This is a genomic window from Thauera aromatica K172 (genome assembly GCF_003030465.1).
Classification (GTDB): domain Bacteria; phylum Pseudomonadota; class Gammaproteobacteria; order Burkholderiales; family Rhodocyclaceae; genus Thauera; species Thauera aromatica.
This window is the reverse complement of record NZ_CP028339.1, coordinates 212,591-233,890: the sequence shown is the minus strand read 5'-3', so window position 1 is coordinate 233,890 and position 21,300 is coordinate 212,591. Positions and strand designations below refer to the sequence as shown.

The 21,300-nt window shown below is 62.9% G+C and carries 15 protein-coding genes and 1 pseudogene; 5 read left to right on the top strand and 11 right to left on the bottom strand.

Going from position 1 to position 21,300, the window contains the following annotated elements:
• The first annotated feature begins 41 nt into the window (after window positions 1-41).
• Window positions 42-3,092 (top strand): site-specific integrase, encoded by a 3,051-nt coding sequence (locus Tharo_RS01025; protein WP_107219611.1) that lies wholly within the window; start codon window positions 42-44, stop codon window positions 3,090-3,092.
• Between the two features lie 338 nt (window positions 3,093-3,430).
• Here the strand turns inward: Tharo_RS01025 and Tharo_RS01020 are convergent.
• Window positions 3,431-4,114 (bottom strand): annotated as a pseudogene (locus Tharo_RS01020) (transposase); the annotation flags it as partial.
• Between the two features lie 112 nt (window positions 4,115-4,226).
• Here Tharo_RS01020 and Tharo_RS01015 point away from each other — a divergent pair.
• Complete coding sequence (locus Tharo_RS01015; RefSeq protein WP_107219610.1) at window positions 4,227-5,375, top strand: ISAs1 family transposase; 1,149 nt, start codon at window positions 4,227-4,229, stop codon at window positions 5,373-5,375.
• A 167-nt stretch (window positions 5,376-5,542) separates the two neighbouring features.
• Here Tharo_RS01015 and Tharo_RS01010 read toward each other — a convergent pair whose 3' ends face one another.
• Window positions 5,543-7,549, bottom strand: coding sequence for an acetoacetate--CoA ligase (locus Tharo_RS01010; protein WP_107219609.1), 2,007 nt, complete (start codon window positions 7,547-7,549; stop codon window positions 5,543-5,545).
• 244 nt (window positions 7,550-7,793) lie between these two features.
• Between Tharo_RS01010 and Tharo_RS01005 the strand changes: the two genes are divergently transcribed.
• On the top strand, window positions 7,794-9,434 hold the full coding sequence (locus tag Tharo_RS01005) for a thiamine pyrophosphate-dependent enzyme (RefSeq protein ID WP_107219608.1): 1,641 nt from the start codon (window positions 7,794-7,796) through the stop codon (window positions 9,432-9,434).
• 26 nt (window positions 9,435-9,460) lie between these two features.
• Window positions 9,461-10,411, top strand: a complete 951-nt coding sequence (locus Tharo_RS01000; protein ID WP_211309640.1) for a LysR family transcriptional regulator — start codon at window positions 9,461-9,463, stop codon at window positions 10,409-10,411.
• 90 nt (window positions 10,412-10,501) lie between these two features.
• Here the strand turns inward: Tharo_RS01000 and Tharo_RS00995 are convergent, their stop codons facing one another.
• The 9 genes from Tharo_RS00995 to Tharo_RS00955 are packed head-to-tail and all read right to left on the bottom strand — an operon-like array spanning window position 10,502 to window position 20,250.
• Window positions 10,502-11,395: a DAPG hydrolase family protein gene (locus tag Tharo_RS00995; RefSeq protein ID WP_211309639.1), complete on the bottom strand. Its 894-nt coding sequence runs from the start codon at window positions 11,393-11,395 to the stop codon at window positions 10,502-10,504.
• Between the two features lie 11 nt (window positions 11,396-11,406).
• Window positions 11,407-12,186: an EthD domain-containing protein gene (locus tag Tharo_RS00990; protein WP_107219606.1), complete on the bottom strand. Its 780-nt coding sequence runs from the start codon at window positions 12,184-12,186 to the stop codon at window positions 11,407-11,409.
• A 29-nt stretch (window positions 12,187-12,215) separates the two neighbouring features.
• On the bottom strand, window positions 12,216-12,830 hold the full coding sequence (locus Tharo_RS00985; protein ID WP_107219605.1) for a nuclear transport factor 2 family protein: 615 nt from the start codon (window positions 12,828-12,830) through the stop codon (window positions 12,216-12,218).
• Window positions 12,831-12,890: 60 nt separating this feature from the next.
• Window positions 12,891-14,366, bottom strand: a complete 1,476-nt coding sequence (locus Tharo_RS00980; protein WP_107219604.1) for a Coenzyme F420 hydrogenase/dehydrogenase, beta subunit C-terminal domain — start codon at window positions 14,364-14,366, stop codon at window positions 12,891-12,893.
• On the bottom strand, window positions 14,347-16,881 hold the full coding sequence (gene cofH / locus Tharo_RS00975) for a 5-amino-6-(D-ribitylamino)uracil--L-tyrosine 4-hydroxyphenyl transferase CofH (protein WP_245880968.1): 2,535 nt from the start codon (window positions 16,879-16,881) through the stop codon (window positions 14,347-14,349). Before cofH ends, Tharo_RS00980 begins: the two co-directional genes overlap by 20 nt.
• Window positions 16,827-17,492, bottom strand: coding sequence for a 2-phospho-L-lactate guanylyltransferase (gene cofC, locus Tharo_RS00970; RefSeq protein WP_107219602.1), 666 nt, complete (start codon window positions 17,490-17,492; stop codon window positions 16,827-16,829). Before cofC ends, cofH begins: the two co-directional genes overlap by 55 nt.
• Window positions 17,492-18,442, bottom strand: coding sequence for a 2-phospho-L-lactate transferase (cofD, locus tag Tharo_RS00965; RefSeq protein WP_107219601.1), 951 nt, complete (start codon window positions 18,440-18,442; stop codon window positions 17,492-17,494). The genes cofC and cofD overlap by 1 nt, the downstream gene beginning before the upstream one ends.
• Window positions 18,439-19,212, bottom strand: a complete 774-nt coding sequence (cofE, locus tag Tharo_RS00960) for a coenzyme F420-0:L-glutamate ligase (protein ID WP_107219600.1) — start codon at window positions 19,210-19,212, stop codon at window positions 18,439-18,441. Before cofE ends, cofD begins: the two co-directional genes overlap by 4 nt.
• A 6-nt stretch (window positions 19,213-19,218) precedes the next feature.
• Window positions 19,219-20,250 carry an LLM class flavin-dependent oxidoreductase gene (locus Tharo_RS00955; protein WP_159051638.1) on the bottom strand — a complete coding sequence of 344 codons (1,032 nt, stop codon included), beginning with the start codon at window positions 20,248-20,250 and terminating at the stop codon, window positions 19,219-19,221.
• 102 nt (window positions 20,251-20,352) lie between these two features.
• Between Tharo_RS00955 and Tharo_RS00950 the strand changes: the two genes are divergently transcribed.
• The gene (locus Tharo_RS00950; RefSeq protein ID WP_211309638.1) at window positions 20,353-21,273 is read left to right on the top strand and encodes a LysR family transcriptional regulator; all 921 of its coding nucleotides are present in this window, start codon (window positions 20,353-20,355) and stop codon (window positions 21,271-21,273) included.
• The last annotated feature ends 27 nt before the right edge of the window (window positions 21,274-21,300 follow it).

Genomic DNA, 21,300 nt, shown 5'->3' with positions numbered 1-21,300 from the left:
CGGATACGGAACGGAGCCTGTCACCGCGCACGCGCCAGCGGATGCCCGGACTCAAGCGATTCCTCGCGCAGCTCGAGAATCCGCACGCAAGCCTGTTGAGTGGTCGCGAGTTGCAGGACGGTACTGGGGCGGCCGACTTCGCAAGCGCGCGAACGCTCGAGGCGCACATTGTCGGCCGCATCCGCTCGCAGGACCTGCAAAGCGCTGAGGCGGCCGACTGGCTTCGCATCCTTCATTTAGTCATCCGGCACCTTCAAGCCGAGGGGGTGAGCGTCGCCGAGACACGACTGCCGGCGACCCTGCCCAGCACACCAAGCCCGTTTTCTGAACCGAGTATAGCCGCCGCCGCGCGCACTGCAGGATGGCGCGAGGCGCTTCATCGCGGGATCGAATCAGTGCGTAGCGGTACGGTTGATCCACTTCAGCTCTGGGGCGCAACCATCCTCTCGGCGGTCTTGCACGGCGCGCTGCTCGATTCGGTCAAGCTCAGCCGGCTGATCGAACACATCAGCCAAGGCGGCCGATTCCACGGCACAGTACCCCGCTGCTACCTCGAGTTCGACCTCCCACACCAAGGACTCGGGAACCTGCATCTGCAGCGCTGGTTTCCAGACGCACTTACCGCACTTCTGCTCATCCGGCTCATCCCGCATCAGGGCGGCATGCCGGCTTCAGCGCCACCGCTTGCTCCGAAGCCCCAGGTCGCTATCCGGCGCTTCCTTACCGCGCAAGGCCTCTCACGCGAACTACAGCCGACCGGGATCAAGGACCTGATCGAATCGGCCAGCACCTGGTGGCGGGCCCATGCGCCTTCGCTCGACGTCGGCGTGATGACACGCGCGCTCCCCGCGCATGCGATTCACCGCCGAAGCTGGCAGCGGATTTTTGGCACTTCACAATCCTCAGTCGCGGCGCGGCTCCGATCCAGCGCGCACGCCTCACCCGAATACGGTAACGCCGACGATGCGGACCTGCTCGAGAATCTGCCGATCATGCATGCGTGGCTCGAGCCTGCGCTGGCCGCGCTGGCAACCGATCAGCGCCCGATCGCCCTTGAGGCCATCGCTGCGTTGATGGCGCGTGACCCGAACGACCCGCTCGCCAGTTGCTATCTCGGTTTCATCCAGTTCCTCGTCGAAGGCAACAGCGCGGCCGGTAAGCCGCTGGCCCTATCAACGATTCGTCACCGGGTGACCGAGTCTCTTCGCCGCTTGTTGTTTCACCTCGGGCAGGCCGATCCAACACAGATGCCGCTTGAGGATCTGCAGGCGCTCTACGCGGAGATCAGCAACGAGTGCGACATCGAGTCGGCCCAGCTCGCACTCAAGACGGGCCTGCGCGAGTTTCACGCTTACCTTGTGCGCAGACATGATCTGCCCTACATCCAGCGCTTGGACCTCGTGCTCGGTGATGATGCCCATCTGATGCCGGTCGACGCCAACCTGGTCACCATCGACGAGTACTGGGCAGCGCAATCGTGCCTGGATCAGGAGCTCGCCCGCGGGGTTGCCCCCGACCTCGTGCGCATCGCCAAGCTCGTCCTGATGATGGCTTTTCGGCTGGGCCTGCGTGCGATGGAGATCTTCGGGCTGCGCGTTGAGGACGTCCACCTGCACGGCCGGGGCCTCACGGTGCTGGTCCGCGACTATCCCGGCCATCGCCTCAAAACCGAGAACTCGAAACGGATCCTCCCCGCCCACGCCTTGCTTGCACCGGGCGAGCGCACGATGCTAAGGGCCTGGGTGCGCAGGCGACAAGCGGAAGAAGCGGCCGTGGCCGAACCGGGGGTGACGCGCTCCGCGTTGCTACTGGCGAGCGTCAAGACGGGCCGCGCCAGTGTGTCCTACGAGGGCATCTCGGACCGCATCTATGCGGCTCTGCGTCGTGCCACCGGTGACCGGCTGCTGTTCATTCACCACTTGCGGCACGCGTTTGCGACGTGGACGATGCTGCGTCTTCGCGGGCCCGACGCCCCCGAGATCCCGGAATTCTTCGCAGCACACCCCGCCACCGCGCGTTGGCTTGCGAACGGGCGCCGAGCACGCCTGCTGTTGCTCGGTCATGTCAGCGCACCAAGCCGGGTCTATGCGTTTGCTGTTGCACGGCTACTCGGGCATTCGAGCCCGACCGTGTCGATGGGGCACTACATCCACGGGACCGAAATCGTGATGACCGCCGTCGCCGATCGCGAACTGCGCGGATTGCCCAACACCGTGCTCATTGCTGCATCCGGTTTACCGGCGAGCACGGCGACGCGGCATCTTGAATCGTCTCCACAAGAACTGGTCGCGCGCACGTTGGCGCGGTTGCTCGCGCCGCCAATCGTTGAGGCCGTCGAGCCCGTTGAGTCCATCGCGCCTGCCTCCATCCAGCGTCCGCGTGGGCGTCCCAAGGCGTCGCCACCCCACCTGGCCCCGGACTGGCTCGCGCTCGACAAGGTCCGGGCCGTGCTGCATCTGGCCGCCCTGCCCGACCTCTCGCAGGCGCAGATTGCCGAGCAGTTGCAGATGGCGCCGGGCGTTGTTGCCTCGATCCTGGCACAGGCGCCGGCCTACGCCCCCTTGCTTGGACTCGCGCTCACGGAGGCAAACGTGCCCAAACTGCCCCGGCCACGCTTGCCGGCCGAGCTCGCGTTTCTATCCAACTTCGAAGCCCGCCTGGCCACGCTCGCACGCAAGGCGCCGGCGTTGTGCCGTGCTGGCCTGCAACTTCACCTGAAGCACTTCAACCGCCAGAAGCATGATGTCGTGTTCACCGGGCCCCAGTATGGCGGTGCGCTCGCAAGCTATATCCAGTTCCTGGGCGAACTCGGCATCAAGGAGTCGGAGTTTCAGTGCGTGCTGCGTACCCAAGACGGCCATGCCCGTCCACCGGCCTGGGTTCCCTCCACGCTCAAGGCCCAGCTTCCGGTACGCATTCGCCGCATCGGCCCACCCTCACTCGCCAAGGCGTCGACCTACGCCAAGTGGCTGGGCATCCAACTCACCGAGCCCAATGGCAACGGGCTCGGTCACCTGGCGGGGATAGCCTGCATGCTGGGCACGCTCGCGCTTGAGGCGACGCTCAGAGAGCCTTTTGATTCCCATTACTAAGTGTTATGGATTCATAATGAATCGCGTCTTTAAAACCCGCCACTTCAGCCGTTGGATGCGAAAAACAGAGCTGTTGTTATGTTTCAAGTTCTTCAAGCGCACTCCTCAACCATTCGATCTTCTGGTCTTTCCTGTACGGACTTGGATACCTGTACCACGGGTACTCCAGCGGCAATCCACGCACCGGAACGTGTCAATGACTTTGCGTCACCCTGCTTCATGAATTTACTGTCGAAGGGAGGGTGCTTGGTCGCCGGTTTTCTCCGGTGCGGGTGGGTTGATCCAGACTGCAGTCGGTAGCGCAGGTGCGGAACAAGTCAAGATAGTTGTCGCCTGATTCATGCAGCCAACGGTCCTATGTCTTCAGCATGTACGTGGTTGCGCACGACCGCCTCGCGCTCCGGATTGAGCGTGACTGCGCCGATCGGCGTCCAGTCACGGGTACCACGGGACCAGCGGGCGGGATGGCGCTCGCGGGCCTGGAGATACGTCTGATGGCGTGCCGCCAGGATCGCCCGATCCTCCAGCGCGTGTCGCTGCGCAGGCGTGACGTAGCGGATGCCGCTGTGGCGGTGCTCGAAGTTGTACCAGTGTACGAAGTCACACCCCCAGAGGCGGGCGTCTTCAAGGGTGGCGAAGCCGCGTGCCGGGAATTCGGGGCGGTACTTGGCGGTCTTGAAGAGCGATTCAACGAAGGCATTGTCGTCGGAGACGCGCGGGCGCGAGTACGACGGTTTCACCCCCAGCCAGTGCAGCATCGCGAGCACCGTGGTGGCCTTGAGCGTGCTGCCGTTGTCGCCGTGGAGCACAGGCTTGTCGCTCATCGCGTGGATGCCTTCAGAAAGCGCGGTGCGCTTGAGCAGGCTCACCGCGTGGTCCGCATCATCGGCCTCGTGGATCTCCCAGCCGACGATCTTGCGGCTGTACAGATCCTGGATCAGGTAGAGGTAATACCAGCGCCCCTGCACCTGCGTGGGCAGGTAGGTCATGTCCCAGCACCAGACCTGGCCCAGGGCTGCCGCGGCTACCCATTAGTCATTGACCACCAAAAAATGACGTTCACAATCAACTACTTGCCTGACCTCTGTTCACAAGCCCTTGTTTTGTGTAGCTTCCTATCTTTTTGGGCGAACGATGGACACAGGGAAGCTGGCCGACATGGTGGAGGTTTTCGAGGGTCTCGAGGACTGGCGCAACGCGCAACAGACGCGGCACCGCTTGAGCGAACTGCTGACCGTGGCGGTGTGCGCCGTGCTCAGCGGGGCGGACGATTTCGAGGAGATCTCGCAGTGGGGGAGCGCCAAACTGGCGTGGCTGCGCGGCTTTCTTCGGCTCGACTACGACGTGGCTTCGCCCGATACCTTCGAGCGCGTGTTCGCGCTGCTCGATCCGAAGCAGTTCGAGCAAGCCTTTCGCGCATGGGTAGGTGGCATCATCCCGGCGCTGGGCAAAGACCAAGTCGTCGCTATCGATGGCAAGTCGAGCCGACGCACCACGAGCAAGGCGGCCGGTGCACCGCTGCATCTGGTCAGCGCGTTTGCGGCCAATGTGGGCGTGGTGCTGGGCCAGATGGCGACCGCCGAGAAGTCCAACGAGATCACGGCGATTCCCGAACTGCTCAAGGTGCTCGACATCGACGGTTGCATCGTCACCATCGATGCGATGGGTACGCAGACCAAGATCGCACGCGCCATCCGTGAGCGAGGTGCCCACTACGTGCTGTGCGTGAAAGACAACCACCCGACGCTTCGTGACTCGATCATCTTCGCCGATATCGACCCACGCGGCCCGCTGACGCCGGGCTCGACGCACGAGAGCAAGAGCACCGGCCACGGGCGGATCGAAGTGCGTCGCTGTACGGCGTATGACGCCACTGATCGGCTCCACAAGGCCGCCGCCTGGAAGGATGTAGCCAGCTTTGCCGTTGTCGAGCGCGTGCGAACGGTGGGCGAACGCACCAGCACCGAGCGCGCGTACTACATCAGCAGCCTGCCGGCCGATGCCCAGCGGATTGCATTGGCGATCAGAAGTCATTGGGAAGTCGAGAATCGTCTGCACTGGTGTCTGGATGTCCAGTTCGGTGATGACTACGCCCGCGGCTGCATCGGTCACATTGCCCATAACCTGGCGCTGGTGCGCCACATGGCGCTCAATCTCATTCGGCTCGATACCTCCATCAAGACCAGCATCAAGACCAAGCGACTGCTGGCAGCAACATCCGATGAGTTTCGGGCCGCACTGCTCGGTTTCGAGGCGCCTGAAGAGGATGATGATGACGATTAATGATAAACGCGTAGCTGCGGGAGCCCTGGCCGAAGACTTGAGTCGACAATCGAGTCCATTCCGTGACGCTTGGATTGGAAAAGACGTTCGTAATAAACAAGTTGGCGGCCAGGTACCGTTCCCTTCACCCGCCGCCCCGGCGGCGGACACGGCATCCGGGCTTCCTATCAGACTCCTGCACGGGAAGACCTGGTGCCACTTGCCGGCAAGCCAGGCGGGCTTTTCAGTTCAGGCCGATCCCTGAAATCATCCAGCGCTTCGGGGTTGGCGAGAGCCTCGATATTCTTGACCCGCTCACCGTGCACCACATTACGAACAGCCAACTCGACGATTTTTCCGCTCTTGGTGCGTGGGATGTCCTTTACCTGCAGAATCTCAGCCGGTACGTGGCGCGGCGTGGTGTTCGCCCTTATCTGTTTCTTGATCCGTTCGACCAGCTCCGCGGTCAGTGCAAGCCCCTCGGCCAGCCGAACGAACAATATGATCCTGACGTCGATACTTTCCCCACTCGACCAGTTCTGGCCGATCACCAGTGACTCGATCACCTCGGGCAGTTGCTCGACCTGCCGATAAATCTCTGCAGTACCGATACGCACACCGCCTGGATTCAGCGTGGCGTCCGAGCGTCCGTAGATGATCACACCATCATTTTCGGTCAGCTCGGAAAAATCACCATGGCACCACACGTTGTCAAAACGATCGAAATATGCGGAACGGTATTTCGTGCCATCAGGATCATTCCAAAACCCGATCGACATTACGGGAAAAGATCGGGTACACACCAGCTCTCCCTTTTCCTCGCGCACCGACTGACCCTCTTCGTCGAACACGTCCACGGCCATTCCCAACCCTCGTGACTGAATCTCGCCACGATGGACCGGCAGCACTGGGTTACCCAGAACAAAGCAAGAAAGGATATCCGTCCCCCCCGATATCGAGGCCAGCAGGACATCTTTCTTCACGTCGCGATAAACCCAATCAAAGCCTTCCGGAGAAAGAGGACTGCCCGTCGACAGCATGACCCGCAAGGCATCGAGACGATGGTTCCTGGCGGGCGCCAAGCCCTGTTTTGCCGCAGTGTCGATGAATTTTGCCGAAGTCCCGAAATGAGTCATTCTTTCGGCCTGGGCATAATCGAAAAGCGCCGCCCCCTGAGACGCGAAAGGAGAGCCATCGTAGAGCAACAGCGTCGCCCCCGAAGCCAGGCCCGATACCAGCCAGTTCCACATCATCCAGCTGCAGGTGGTGAAATAGAACAGGCGGTCTCCGAGCCGGAGGTCGCTGTGCAGCTGCTGCTCTTTGAGGTGCTGCAGTAGTACGCCACCATGGCCGTGAACGATGCATTTTGGGATCCCGGTGGTTCCTGAGGAAAACAGGATCACCAGCGGGTGGGAAAAGCCGACATGGTTGAATTCGATATCGGTCGCTGGGAACGCCGCAATGACATCATCCCAGTGTTGGGCGCCACCGATGGCGGTGAGGTCTGGCCTGACACCAAGATAGGACACGACCACCACCTTCTCCAGGGGAGGCATCCCCGATACGATTTCGGCATTTTTTACTAGGCAGTCCACCGCCTTCCCGTTGTACCAGTAGCCATCCACACACAAGAACACCTTCGGCTCGATCTGGCCAATACGGTCGAGCACGCCTCGGGCGCCAAAATCCGGCGAGGTCGATGACCAGATCGCTCCGATCGCTGCAGTGGCAAGCATCGCAACCACCGTTTCCGGCAGATTCGGCATCACCGCGGCGACCCTGTCGCCCTCCCCGACCCCCGCCGCCCGTAGGAAACCGACGAAGCGGGAAACATCGGCATGCAGTTGGGAGCGCGACATGCGCCGCTTGACCTTGTCCTCCCCCCAGAAAACGAGGGCATCCCCTTCATCCCGCACCCTGAGCATGTTTTCCGCGTAATTCAGCCTCGCGTTCGGAAACCAGCGCGTACCAAGCATCCTGCCATCGCTTTCCAGGACGGGACCGCGGAAATCTCCCGCAGCATTACAGAACTCGACCAGCCTCGACCAGAACGCCGCAGGATCGTCGATGGACCACTGCCATAAATCGGCGTAGTTCGATTGTCCCGCTGCGTTCATGAAAGCATGCATGGCAGTGCTTGCCACATAAGCAGGGGAAGGAATCCACAGAGGCAGTTCGTCGGTCAGGCGTGTCATGGCGTTGATCTCAAAGAGGGCTCGTTACCGAAGCACGGCGATGATAGCTTGACACCCCCTTGAAAACAACCATAATGCGGTACTGTTGCACCGCATTATGGTGATTATCAGGGCGCCTGGACTGCCCCCTTTCCCGGCCCAATCTCCCGGGACGATTGATGACGGCATCCGCACGCGGATAAGGGGGAGCTGCAGATCACGTGTGAAGCGCGTCAGATTCTTGGCGCAAAGACAAGGAATCACAATGGACCAACAGAACCGGATGACCGGCGGTGATGCGCTGGTGCAGTCGCTGATCCAGCATGGGGTCGACACTTTGTTCGGGATTCCGGGCGTTCAGACCTACAGCCTCTTCGACGCGCTCCATCGCAACGAGGAGCACATCAAAGTCATCACCCCCCGCCATGAGCAAACAACCGCCTACATGGCTTTGGGTTATGCAAAATCCACAGGCCGTATCGGCACCTTTTCGGTCGTCCCCGGCCCAGGCATTCTCAACGCCGCAGCCGCCATCTGCACGGCCCATGGCGTGAGCGCCCCCATACTCGGCATTACCGGCCAGGTCCCTTCCGATTTCATCGGGAGCGGGAAAGGGCACCTTCACGAACTACCGGATCAACTCGCGACCATGCGCTCCATTACCAAATGGGCAGCACGGATCGAGCACCCCGGCCAGGTTCCAGAAATCATGGACGATGCCTTTCGCCAGCTTCAGACCGGTCGCCCCCGCCCAGTCGTCGTGGAAATGCCCTGGGACGTTTTTACCGCCAGCGCACCGATACCGCCGGCGCACCCTGCTGCGGCCAGTCCGCAGATCGAACCCGATCCAGACCTGATCGCCAAGGCCGCAGCCCTGCTCAAGGATGCCCGCAATCCCATGATCATGGTCGGCAGCGGGGCGCAGCATGCTGCGGCTGAAGTACAGGCCCTGGCAGAACAGCTGCAGGCTCCCGTGGTCAGCTGGCGCGGCGGCCGCGGCATCGTCGCAGATGACCACAGCCTCGGCTTCACCTGCGCCTCGGGCTTCAAACGGTGGGCGGAGACGGATGCCGTCATCGGGATCGGCTCACGCCTGGAACTGCTCTGGTTCCGCTGGCCTCGGCTCGGCAAGCACCGTGCCCTGATCAATATCGATATCGATCCCGTGCAGATGACCCGCCTCAAGCCGACGGTCGGTCTTGTCGGAGATTCGGCACGAACCTGCCGTGAACTTCTCGAAAAAGTGCGCAGTCTTGGCATCGTCCACTCTTCCCGCCAAGCTGAATTTTCGGCGTTGAAGCAGCAGACCCATGAAGAAATCGCGGCGATCACACCTCATGTGCAGTACCTGAGCGCCATCCGTGAAGTGCTCCCCCGTGATGGTTTTTTCGTCGAAGAAGTCTGTCAGACCGGCTTCACGTCCTTCTTCGGCTTCCCGGTGTACGCGCCCCGCACTTTTGTTACCGCTGGCCACCAAGGAACGCTCGGCTTCGGCTTCCCCACCGCACTGGGCGTCAAGGCGGGCAACCCGGACAAATGCGTGGTGTCGATCACAGGAGACGGCGGCTTCCTGTTCGGCCTGCAGGACCTGATCACTGCGGTTCAACACGGCATCAATCTCGTGACCGTCGTATTCAACAACAATGCTTACGGCAACGTCCGGCGCGACCAACAGCGCCTCTTCCAGGGACGAGTAATCGGATCGGAACTGCAGAATCCAGATTTCATCAAGCTGGCAGAAAGCTTTGGCGTTGCCGGCTACCGGGTGGATACACCCGCCGGATTGCGCAGCACGCTGGAAAAGGCCTTCGCACTCGACGCCCCGGCACTGATCGAAGTCCCGCTCGACCGCTCGACCGAAACTTCGCCCTGGCCATTCCTCATGCCGACTCCGAATCCCGCCTGAACCTCTGGGCAACGGCCGATGACACATTGGCCGTTGCCGGCGATGGGCATATCCTGCACGGCATGCATTTCAACCACCTCGACCTGAATCTGCTCGTCGCCCTCGATGCCTTGCTGGCAGAGCAAAACATTACCCGCGCAAGCCGGCGCCTGCATCTGAGCCAGCCGGCGATGAGTGGCGCACTGGCGCGGCTGCGGGAATATTTCGGCGACGATCTGCTGGCACCCATCGGGCGCCGGATGGTGCCCACTCCGCTCGCCGAGAGCCTGGCAGGACCGGTCAGGGATATCTTGCTGAAAGTCGAAACCACCGTCCAGATCAGGCCGGAGTTCGACCCGGCACGGGCCCAGCGCCATTTCAAACTTTTGATGTCGGATTACGTCTCGATCGTGCTGATGACGAAGGCTCTGCCCCTGATTCAGCAGATCGCCCCCCAGGTCACGATCGAATTGCTGCCGTATTCCGACCGTCCGTGGGAATCCCTCGAACGCGGTGAAGTGGATGCGCTGATTCAGCCGACCCAGTACATACACGAGGGCCATCCCGCAGAAGCGCTTTTCGAGGATTCATACACCTGCATCGCCTGGCAGGAAAATCAACTGATCGGCGAGTCGATCACCCTTGAGGAGTATCTCGCGCTGGGGCATGTTGCGGTCAGGTTCGGTCAGCAGCGCCTTCCCGCCTTCGACGAATGGTTTTTCGACCACTACGGTCATACCAGGCGCATCGAAATCATCACCGCCAGTTTCAGCACCCTTCCCCAGTTCGTCGTCGGCACGACCCGTATCGCGACGATCCACCAGCGGCTGGCGGACTTCTACCTGCGCTTCCTGCCGCTCAAGCGCGTAGCGCCACCGGTCGAGATGCCACACCTGACCGAGGTCATCGTCTGGCACCGTTACCGCAACCGCGATCCTGCCCTCCTCTGGCTGCGCAATATCCTCAGGCAATGTGTCGATTCGCCGCCCCCGCAATGACAAGTCGTTCCGAAACAATCAGATAAAAAAATCGGCAGCGCATGCGCTGCCGACAATCTCCTCGACAAACAGGCAGGAGAGGGAGGAACCTTACGCGGTCATCCCGCCGCCGAACTCGGCGTGGATGCGGGGCAGGAAATGCTTGAAGCGGGTGAATTCCTTGACGTTGTGGCGGGCAAGACCACGGATGGCTTCAACCGGGACCGCGACGCCGGGCGGCAGGGACAGTTCAGGCTTGCCGCCCGACATGCGGTAGCCCAGCCAGAAACGGGTGCGATGCTCCAGGCCTTCCGGCGTATCACGGAAGATGTGGCACATCAGCGCGGGCGCGGTGATCGACTCGTCCGTCTTGTTCACGGTCACCGCCCACCCATAGCCGCCGGCAAACGTGGCAACGTAAGGCTGTTTCCAGCGGCTCATGTCGAAACCGAAGTCCCGGGGAGAAAGAAAGGTGATGTCGATGTTCTCCATCCCGCAATCGCAGTTTTCAGTGACGTGGTGGGTCACGCCCCAGTTCTTCTCGACCATCGGGACGCTCGGGTCGAGAAGGCGCTTGCGGCCTTCAGGGCTCAGCATGATGCCGGCGTGCTGAGGGGGGTACCAGATGCGATAGCGCAGGTCTTCGAGCGCATGCCAGGCAAACCACCAGTCGATCATCTCGGCCGTGATGTCCGGATAGAGCATCTTGTTGGCGATGAAGCCGGCGCCGTTGGGCAGATTGCACCAGCCAACCTCCACCTCGAGGTAACCCGGGTCGAGCAGGTCGTTCATCCGCTCCGGGCCGATCGCCCTGGCCGGATCGCAGGGCGAGTCCATCAGCGCCAGGTGGCCAGGATCGGGGCGAGGGATATCCTCGTGGTAATACTTGGCGAAAGGCCGAGCCTGCTCTTCCGGGCTCAGTTCCGGGCGCTTCGCCTTGACCGGAGTCGAGGCGTACCAATCCTTGAAATCCTTCTGCACGCTCAGTTCGATCGTCGCTGTCATGGCTGCCTCCATCATTTTTCGGTGTCGCGAATGATCACGATCTGCTTGGTATAGAGATAAAAGGACTTCGACCAGTTGGCGAATTTCCGCGTGTTTTTCATCAGCGCTTCCTGGTACTGCCGGAAAGCGCCGGCGTGCTCCATCGTGTCGTACCAGTGGCTCACCACCAAGTCATAAACCGGCGGATCCACCATCTTGAAGTGCTTGCGCGCCGCACCATCGTTGTCGTTGATGCGGCAGCGCTTGTTGGCCACGCAGCGACGCAATTGCTCACGCGCATAGGGCGCCTTTTCAAGCGCTTCTTCATGGGCCTCACGCCAGTACTGGTAGTAGTCCTCGCGATAGACGGTATCGTCACGCATGATGTAGTGCAGCACCTTGAGCGCGCCCACCCCCTGGACGATACCCAGTCCCGGGTTGAAGCTCGGCAGCGGACTGGGCACCGGAATTTCCTCCTCCTCGGCCATGACGATGATGTTGTTGCATTCGTCGGCGAAGAATTTGCCGTCCTGGGAGGCGGCCGAAGGCGTGGCGGGCTCCAGGGTGGCAAGCATGTCGGGGAAGTTGGCGAACGTCAGCTCGACCACCGCGTCACGGTCGGCCACCTGCTGGTGTGTTTCGTCCCCGAGCGTACCGAAGGCGCCATCGATCACGTGGTTCTGGATGTAGGAGTCGATCTTGAAGCGTTCTCGGCGCGCAATGGTGCCGTGATAGAACTCCAGGTAGCGTTGGTACTCGGCCCGGGTCAGGCCGGGTCGGCGGCGTGACGCCGCCATCAGTTTGATGGGCATGCGGGGTGTCTCCTCGTGCGTTGAAGGTGTTATCGCCGGAACTCCGGCTCCGGCGGGCAGGGCAGGAAGCGGTTGTCGGTTTTGGTGGGGTCGTAAGGCGTGTGGAATGGCCCGACGGGCGGAAAACCCGACTCATGGAGGCCCTCCACCAGCGGCCGATTCACCCACCCTTCATGAAATGGGGTGCGGAAAATCACGTACCAGCGAAACGCCAGATACTTCCAGCGCCCCTCTATCTTGCAGAAAGTCAGGTCGTACTTGCCGAGTTGCCACATGGCCTCGAGTTCGCCCTCGCCATTCTCGTAGGTGTTGGTGCCGAGCGAATTCCACATACCGTGAGCATGTACACCATCCGCACTCACTTCCACCACGGGAGTAAGCAGCATATGCACCATCAACGATCCCGGTCTGGCGTACTTCGCTCCCATATGGGTGAACAGGCGGATGACGCCATCACGCCCCTCCCACAGCCCGCTGTCGCACAGCTCGGCCCTGACCTGCGGATGATCGAGGGCGAACAGCTCGGGCAGCTTGTCCTTCAACTGCCCGGTCTGCAGATAATGGTTGTAGCGCCCCTGCAGATTGCAGATGTCCCGGTGGTCCTCCAGGCGAGCAACGCGGGCTTCCAGCTCCACTGACGGCATTGGGCATCTCCTTTTCGATCACGGTGTCGGTGATTGAGAATAAAGAGGCGCGCAGCTATCTCACAAATCGATTGTTGCAATGCCATCCATCGGTGCTGAAACGTGTTTTTCCATACAGCCAGACGGCGATCCTCCCCCCTGCTCCGGGTGCGGCGGAGGTGGCAGGCGGCGCTTCTCGCCGGGCGCAGGCTCGCCCGGATCGCCGGGAATGACCCATCCCGGAGCGCTGCTCACGCTGGCCGAGCCTCCGGCTTCCTCGTAGGCTGCCGCAAGGCAGGCGGCGATTTCTTCGGCGGATTTTCCGGCCTCGGTCAGCATTTGATGCCCGCGTCTGGCATCGTCGCCGGGGACATATCCCGGCAGCTCCGGCGCCGAACCGGTATGCGCCGCGCGCTGCGGTACGCGCTCCCGCTGCTGCCTGGCCAGGCGCAGGAGGATACTCCACGCCTTCTTATGCTCGGCGATCGGCCATACGTCGACCTGGCCGCTGGCCTCGAAATCGCGCCAGAGCTCCACCCCCTTCTGCGTCCGCAGCACGACGATGGTGGCAGCATCGGTGCCGACTCCGCCGCAACTGATGTCGGCCATTTCGGCGGAGAAATCACCACAATGCTGGCAGGCAGGACGCTGATAATCACCCATCGCTTCCTCGAGCGGGATCCGCCCCATCTCCGCACCGCTCTTGCGGAAGATGCGCACCTCACCTTTGACATTGACCTTGCTGATGTCGGAAAGCGGAATGTCCATCCGCTCTGCGACACGCTCGGTCATCAACGCCGGCGTGAACACTTCGGTGCAGAACAGACCAACCGCGAAGGCAACTCGCCCAGCCGGATCGCGCATGAATTCACGCTGGCGCGCAACCACGTGAGGCTTCTTGCCGGCCTTCAGCAGCATGCCGGCATCGGTATGCACCATCTTGCGTAGCGGCGTGATCTGGCACGGCACACCGACGAAGGCGAGGCGACCGAGATTTCGCTCCTTGGCCTCGCTCAAGGCGAGCGTATTCGGGCAATACGTGTACCAGCTACCGGCACTCGCCCGGATCTGCTCCACCGTGGTCGCCAGCTTGGGCGTGGGGAAGCACGGCTCATCCTGTTCGCCCACCGCGGCGACGACGGCGCCGTCGATGTGGCCAGCCTCCCGCGCCCAGGCCAGCAAGGCGGTGACCACGCCGCCATCCTGGGCGCGGCCGAGCACATCCTGGTCGCGCGTGCGCGCCACGAAGATATGGCGATAGACCCCGAAAATGCCTTCGTAGCCACGATCGTCGGAGAACGCGACACCGCGCAGATGCGGCTCACGCGGCCACAGGCGCGGACAGACCGCGGCGCAGACATCGCACCCGATTCCTTCGCTGACGCCGCACTTGTCGAAGGGAGCGGGCGTTTTCGAGGCTCGTTCAGGCTTGCCATCGACATACCTGATGATGCCGTGCGGGCAGACTGCGACGCAGCTTCCGCATTCGCAGCACGCGCCTGCCGCCACGACATCATTCATCATGTCCTTGAAACTGCTACGGTAAAACGCATGCATCCTGCTCTCCTTCGGTTCTGGACGCGACCTCCGGCACCTGGGCGCAGCCGGGGTGGTTGCGGTAATGGGTATTTGCCCGCGCACGCCGTTCGGCCGTCACGTCGCCATACAGGGTGGTGCGCTGCCGCGGAGTGCGCCCGCAGGCACGGATCGCGGACTCGATCTCCGCGGGGCTCATCTCCTGGCCATGCTCGGCCCCGGCCGCGCGAGAAATGCTTTCGTCCATCAGCGTGCCGCCGAAATCGTTGACCCCTGCCGCCAGACACAGCTCGATCCCCTGCCGCCCCATCTTGACCCAGGAGGCCTGGATGTTCCTGACCAAGGGATGCAGGACCAGCCGCGCCACCGCATGCATCAGCACCGATTCGCGCAACGTCGCCCCTGCACGCGAACGCCCTTTCAGGAACAAGGGGGTCTGCTCCGCGATGAACGGCAACGGAATGAATTCGGTCAGCCCACCAGTACGCATCTGCAGGCGGCGCAGATGAAGCAGGTGGCGCGCCCAGTGCACCGGCCGCTCGACATGGCCGAACATGATGGTGGCGGTCGTGGGCAGCCCTACGGCATGAGCGGTTTCCACCACGTTGAGCCATTGCTCAGTGGAAAGCTTGTCCGGACAGATCAGGCGGCGAACCTCGTCATCCAGGATCTCGGCCGCCGTTCCCGGCAAGGTGCCCAGGCCAGCCTGCCTGAGTTCGGTCAGGAAGGCGCGGATGTCCATCCCCAGGCTGGCCGCTCCCTGCTGGATTTCCAGGGGCGAGAACGCGTGAATATGGATGTCCGGTGCGGCCGCCTTCACGGCGGCGACGATATCCAGATAGTGCTGCCCGTTGTAGGACGGGTGGATGCCTCCCTGGATGCACACCTCGGTTGCACCGCGCGCCCAGCCCTCTGCGGCACGCCGTGCGATTTCCGCCAGATCGAAGTCATAAGGCTGGCCACGCAGGTTGGCGCTGAACTTGCCCTTCGAGAAAGCGCAGAAACGGCACTGGTAAATGCACAGGTTGGTATAGGTGATGTTGCGGTTGACAACGTAGCCCACCACCTCGCCGTTGGCTTCGCGCCGCAGCATATCGGCGGCTCGGCATACCAGCCAGAAATCTTCATCGCGGGCATCGAACAGGGCGACAACCTCCGCCTCCGTCGGCTCCCGTCCGGCAAGCAGGCCGTCAAGCGTTCGAATCAGAGCCCTCCGCGCCGGAGTGCCGGCATGACCGCGCACGTGCTGCGGCTCTGGCCGCAGCACTGCCGCACTTCCCGGCGACCAGTCGTCCGGACGTGCGTGGCACGCCGCATCCATCAACGACAGCACCCGTTTCCGGATTTCCGGCGCCAACCACCGGTCGGCGGCATCCAGGTAGCGGGGATGTGTGGCGAGGCGTTCGACCAGCACTTTCCCAGCCGCCGCGCAGGACTGCGCGAGCACATCGAGCTGTGGCCAGGGCGCTTCCGGATTCACGTGATCGCAGGTGACGGGAGAAACGCCACCCCAGTCGTCGAGGCCAGCCTCGATCAGGCGCGTGTGCGCACCGGCACTCAGGTTGGGCGGAGCCTGGATGCTCGTCGTCCCGCGCAGCAGGATGCGCGCCACGGCGACGGTCCACAAATGCTCCTCGAATGGCGGCTCGGCCGCGTGCGCCATCGCCGTACCCGGTTTGGCCCGGAAATTCTGGATGATGAGCTCCTGGAGGTGGCCGTAGCGTTCATGGAGGGCACGCAAGGCAAGCAGGGCGTCGATGCGCTCGGCGCGTGTCTCGCCGATCCCGACCAGGATCCCGCTGGTAAATGGAATCGCCGCCTCGCCCGCTGCTGCGATCGCCGCCAGGCGCATCGCGGGATGCTTGTCCGGGCAGCCGGCATGAGGGCCGCCGCGCCGGCCCAGGCGCTCGGCCGTACTCTCAAGCATCAGCCCCATCGACACCGCGTGTGGGCGCAATGTCTGCAACGCATTGCGCGGCATGATTCCGGGATTGAGGTGGGGGAGCAGGCCGGTGCGCTCGAGGACCAGTGCGGCCATCGCCCCGAGATAATCCAGCGTGCTGGCATAGCCGCGCGCAGCGAGCTCCTCGCGCGCTGCCGGATAGCGTGCCTCAGGCTGATCGCCGAGGGTAAACAGCGCTTCCTTGCAGCCGGCGCGACGCCCCGCTTCAGCGATGGCAATCACCTCTTCGGGATCGAGAAAGACTTTTTCACCCAGCTTCGGCTGCTGGGAGAAGGTGCAATAGCCACAACTGTCGCGGCACAGCCGGGTCAGGGGGATGAAGACCTTGCGTGAATAGGTGATGCGGTCACCAAAGGCCATGTCGCGAATGGCCGCAGCCGTCGCCATCAATGCCTGCAAGTCGTTGCACTCGGCCAGTAGCTGCGCTTCGGCCTCGGTGGGAGGCGTTCCCGCGCGGGCACGCTCGAGTAGCGCGGACAGATCGTCCGGGATCGAAGAGGGTGAATGCATGATTGTCCTTATGCTGCGAGAGGATCGTCGGAAAGCGCGAAACAGGTTTTCAGCCGGCGCCATGCGCGGGTCGGTGAGGGGTGCCGCATGAAGAGCGCCACGTCCTGGGGAAAATCGATGTCGTGCGCGATCCCCGACAGGGTGAGGACCGCAGCCTCCATGCCGGCACGACGGGCCGCCTGCAGATGGCGGCGGAAGCTGTTCTCGCCGTAAGCAAGCTCGATGGCATCTGGCGGGGTCATCACGATGGCGTTGGTCCCACCGCCATCGTGGGCAGGAACAAGCGTGACGCCCGGCCCGTCGCCATGTCGTTCCAGGAGCATTTCCAGTTCCCGCGCTGAAATGCCGGGCACATCGGCGGGGATGGCGACCACGGTGCCACAGCCTTCCGCAGCCAACCTTCTGGCAGCGGCCATGACCGCTGCGCTCAGGCCGCCACCAGGTTCCTCGCTGAACACTTCGCAACCATGCCCACGCGCCACCCGGGCGACCGCAGGATCGGTCGTCGCGACGACGATACCGGCAAACCGGCCGACACTGGAGAGACTGTCCAGCACGTCTTCCAGCATCGCCCACGCCAACTCCCGCCGCACCGCGACGGGCAGCAGTCCACTCAGACGCTGCTTCGCCTGCTCGAACGGCTTGGCCGGCACCACTGCCCAGACGCCTTTCATCACCCAGCCCTCCTCGACAACCGATCCGCGGCGGCCAGAACGGCCACAGCCAGGTGCTCACGGTCCTCGATCGTGCTCATCAGGAGCGGCGCATCAATCCACTCTATCTCCTGCGCCGGACCAGCCGGCCTGTCGCCGGCGTCGATGAGCAATGCGTCGATCAGCCCCGCGTAGCAGCGGGCGATGCCGCCTACGCCGACCTCCTTGCCCAACTCCCGCATCAGCTTCGCCGTCGGCCCCTTCACCGCCTGTCCGCCGATGAGGGGCGACACCGCGATCACCGGTGCCGTACAGCCGGCCAGCGCCGCCCTCACTCCCGGCATGGCCAGGATGGGGGCGATGCTGAGCAGCGGGTTGGAAGGGCAGATGACCACAGCGCGCAGCGTCTCGTCCGCCAGCGACTGCCGCAGCGCTTCGGCCGGGCGGGCGTTTTCCGCCCCGTGATAGGCGATCTCATGCACGCACGGCACGCAGCGACGGCGCACGAAATAGTCCTGGAAATCGAGCCAGCCCTCGTCGGTGCGCAGCCGCGTGCGCACCGTGTCGTCCGTCATCGGCACGATGGCGGTCGCCACCCCCAGGCGCTGCCGGACACGTTCGGTAACGGCGGAAAGGCTTTCCCCCGCCACCAGCCGGTGCGTGCGCTCGACGTGCAGAGCCAGATCCTGGTCGCCGAGCCGGAACCAGGTTTCTCCTCCCAGTTGCTGCAACGCCGTCATGAAGGCCCAGGTTTCGCCGCGGCGCCCCCAGCCTTGCAGCGGATCGGCCAGGCCGGCGAGGGTATAAGTGAGCGTGTCGATATCCGGAGAAATCGCCAGCCCCAGGTGGGTGAAATCGTCCCCGGTATTGGCGATCACGGTCAGCGCCCCCGGCGCCAGCACGCGCGACAGGCCGAGCGCCAGCTTCGCGCCCCCCACGCCGCCGGCCAGCGCGATCACCCGCCCGTTCACCGGAACAGATCCTCTTCCGGCGGCCGGACGAGCACCTGCGCCGCCAGCGCCGGCCCATGTATGTCCAAACCGCGCACGATGACCACCGGCCGGGCTTCGTCCGCCTGCCCCATCAGCAGCGATGCGGCAGCAGCGATTTCATCGGCCAGGCCGATCTCGGTGACGCGCAGCGTGCGTCCGAACAGATCGGGCCGCCCACGCAGGTCGCGCAGCGCCGGCAGCCCGGCACAGCCGATGGCGACCCCCGCCGTACCGCGCCGCCACGGCCGGCCGAAACTGTCGTTGATGATCACCCCGGTACGGGCACCGCAGCTGCGGGCGAGCGCCGCACGCAAGCGCAGTGCACTCGCATCCGGATCCTCGGGAAGCAGCAGGGCGAACTCGCCCTCTGCGGCGGACGCGACGTTGGACTGGTCGATACCGGCATTGGCCATCACGAAGCCGAGTCGATGCTCGACGACCAACACGTCCCGGCGCTGGCGCACGATCCGTTTCGACTCGCGGAGGATGAGTTCGACCAGCCGGGGATCCTTGTCCACCTGACGCGCCACCTCTTCCGCCCGGGGAGATGGCGTAACCGAACGCAGATCGACCAGGCGGCCTTCCGCTTTCGACACCACTTTTTGTGCAAACACCACGACATCGCCATCGCACAGATCGATGCGTGCGGCGTCGAGGCCTTGCGCCACCAGCCCGTCGAGCGCGTCGCCCGGCTTCACTGCAGGCAGGCCGGGCAGCGCGATCAATTCAATACGGTTGGCGATGTTCATTGCTGCTCAGCGGAAGTGAGGAATCACACCCTGGCCGAAGAGGCGAATCGTCTCTTCGCTGTAGGCCGGATCCATGCCGCCGAAGTGCTGGCAGAGCACGGGATGGGTCACCCCCATGGCCTGAATGCGCTTGAACGGTTCGATGACGTCCTCAGGGGTGCCGATGAGGAAGGGGGAGCCGAGGAAGTGCAGGCGCTGCAAGCTTTCCACGTCGCTCGGATCCGGCAGCGGGTCGACACCGAAATAGCCTCCCGGCTTTTGCCTGAACCACTCGAAGTCGGGATGGCGGTCGAACTCGTTCTTGTAGTAGGTGAGCCAACGGATCATCGGCTCGCCGGCACGTCGCCAGGCTTCCTCACGGGTTTTCGCCAGCACGCAATACACCAGCATGGCCTTGTTGAAATCCTTGGGATCGCGGCCGTATTCACGCAGCTTCGCCTCGTAGAGATCGAAGCCGGTGCCCGATCCAGCCAGGTGATAACCATAACGCGCGGCACGATCGATCGCCGCCGGCGCGTTACCAGCCAGCCAGATCGGCGCCTGCGGCTGCACCGGGCGCGGATTCATGGTGAAGTCGGTGAGGTTGTAGTGCTTGCCCGAGTAGGAGAAATTCTTTTGCGACCACAGCCCGCTGATGATCTCGACGCTTTCTTCCATCCGCGAGGCGCGCTCCTTGCGAGAAACACCGAAGTTGTCGAACTCCTCCTGGAAGTTGCCGATTCCCAGACCAAGATCCAGTCGCCCGCCCGAAAGTTGATCAACGATCACCGCCTGCTCGGCCACGTGGATGGGGTGGTAGAGCGGCATCACGATGATGAAACTGCCCAATCTGACCCGCTTCGTCTTCGTCGCCAGCACCGACAGCATGCACAGCTGGGCGGGGAAATAATTCTCGGAACCGTGGTGCTCCGCCATCCAGACTTGATCGAAGCCGCATTCGTCGGCGAGTACGGAGTGCGCGACCTGGGACTCGATCAGGCGATCGACCGGAATACGTCCGCCCGGGTTGGAAAATGTCAGAGAAATACCGAATTTCAAGGTGCTCTCCCGTTGAATTTGGGTGGTGGGAGAACCCAGGATAGGTTTGATCAACTTATTTGATAAGTCGATTCATACGAAGTATCCTTTCGGCAAAACCGAATGACCATTCATGCTGTGAACTTTCATCGCCTCGACCTGAACCTTCTGGTCACTCTGGACGTTTTGCTGACGGAACAGAGCATCACACGCGCCGCACAGCGGCTGCATAGAAGCCCCTCCTCCACCAGCGAAGCCTTGGGCCGTCTGCGGGAGTTTTTCGGAGACGAGCTCCTGATGTCGGTCGGCCGCAGGATGGTGCCGACCCCCCTCGGGGAAAGCCTCGCGATCCCCGTCCGCGAGTGTCTGATCCACATCCGCACCACGGTCGAGACGCGTCCCGTCTTCGACCCCGCCCGCTCCCGCCGACAATTCCGGATCATGCTTTCGGACTACGTCTCGACGGTGCTCATGAACCGCGTGCTGCAGCGCCTGCAGCACGAGGCACCAGGGGTCACCATCGACATGGTTCCGCATCTCGAAGAGCCCTGGGCGGCGCTCGACCGTGGCGAGTTCGATTTCCTCATCATTCCGGAAAAATTCCGCCAGGAAGGCCACCCGTGGGAAGTGCTGTTCCAGGATGAATACGTCTGCGTGAGATGGTCGGAAAACCCCGAGGTCGGCGAGCGGCTGACGGTCGATCAATTCCTCGACATGGGCCATGTGCGGGTCAGCTTCGGCAGACGGCAACGCACCCCGGCCATCGAGGAGTGGTTCTTCGCCCGCTTTGGCCGGGAGCGGCGCGTCGAGGTCGTGACCACCACTTTCAACAGCGTGCCGCAGCTACTGGTCGGAACTCACCGGATCGCTACCGTGCACCGCCGGCTGGCACAATTTTATGCCGACTTCCTGCCGCTGCGTCTGCTCCCTCCACCAATGGAGATGCCGCCGCTGGTCGAAATCATCCAATGGCACAAGTACAGTCAGGCTGATCCAGCGTTGCAGTGGATGCTGGGTGTCATGAAAGCCTGCGCCGCGGACTGAAGCCGACACTCACGGATTGAAAGCACC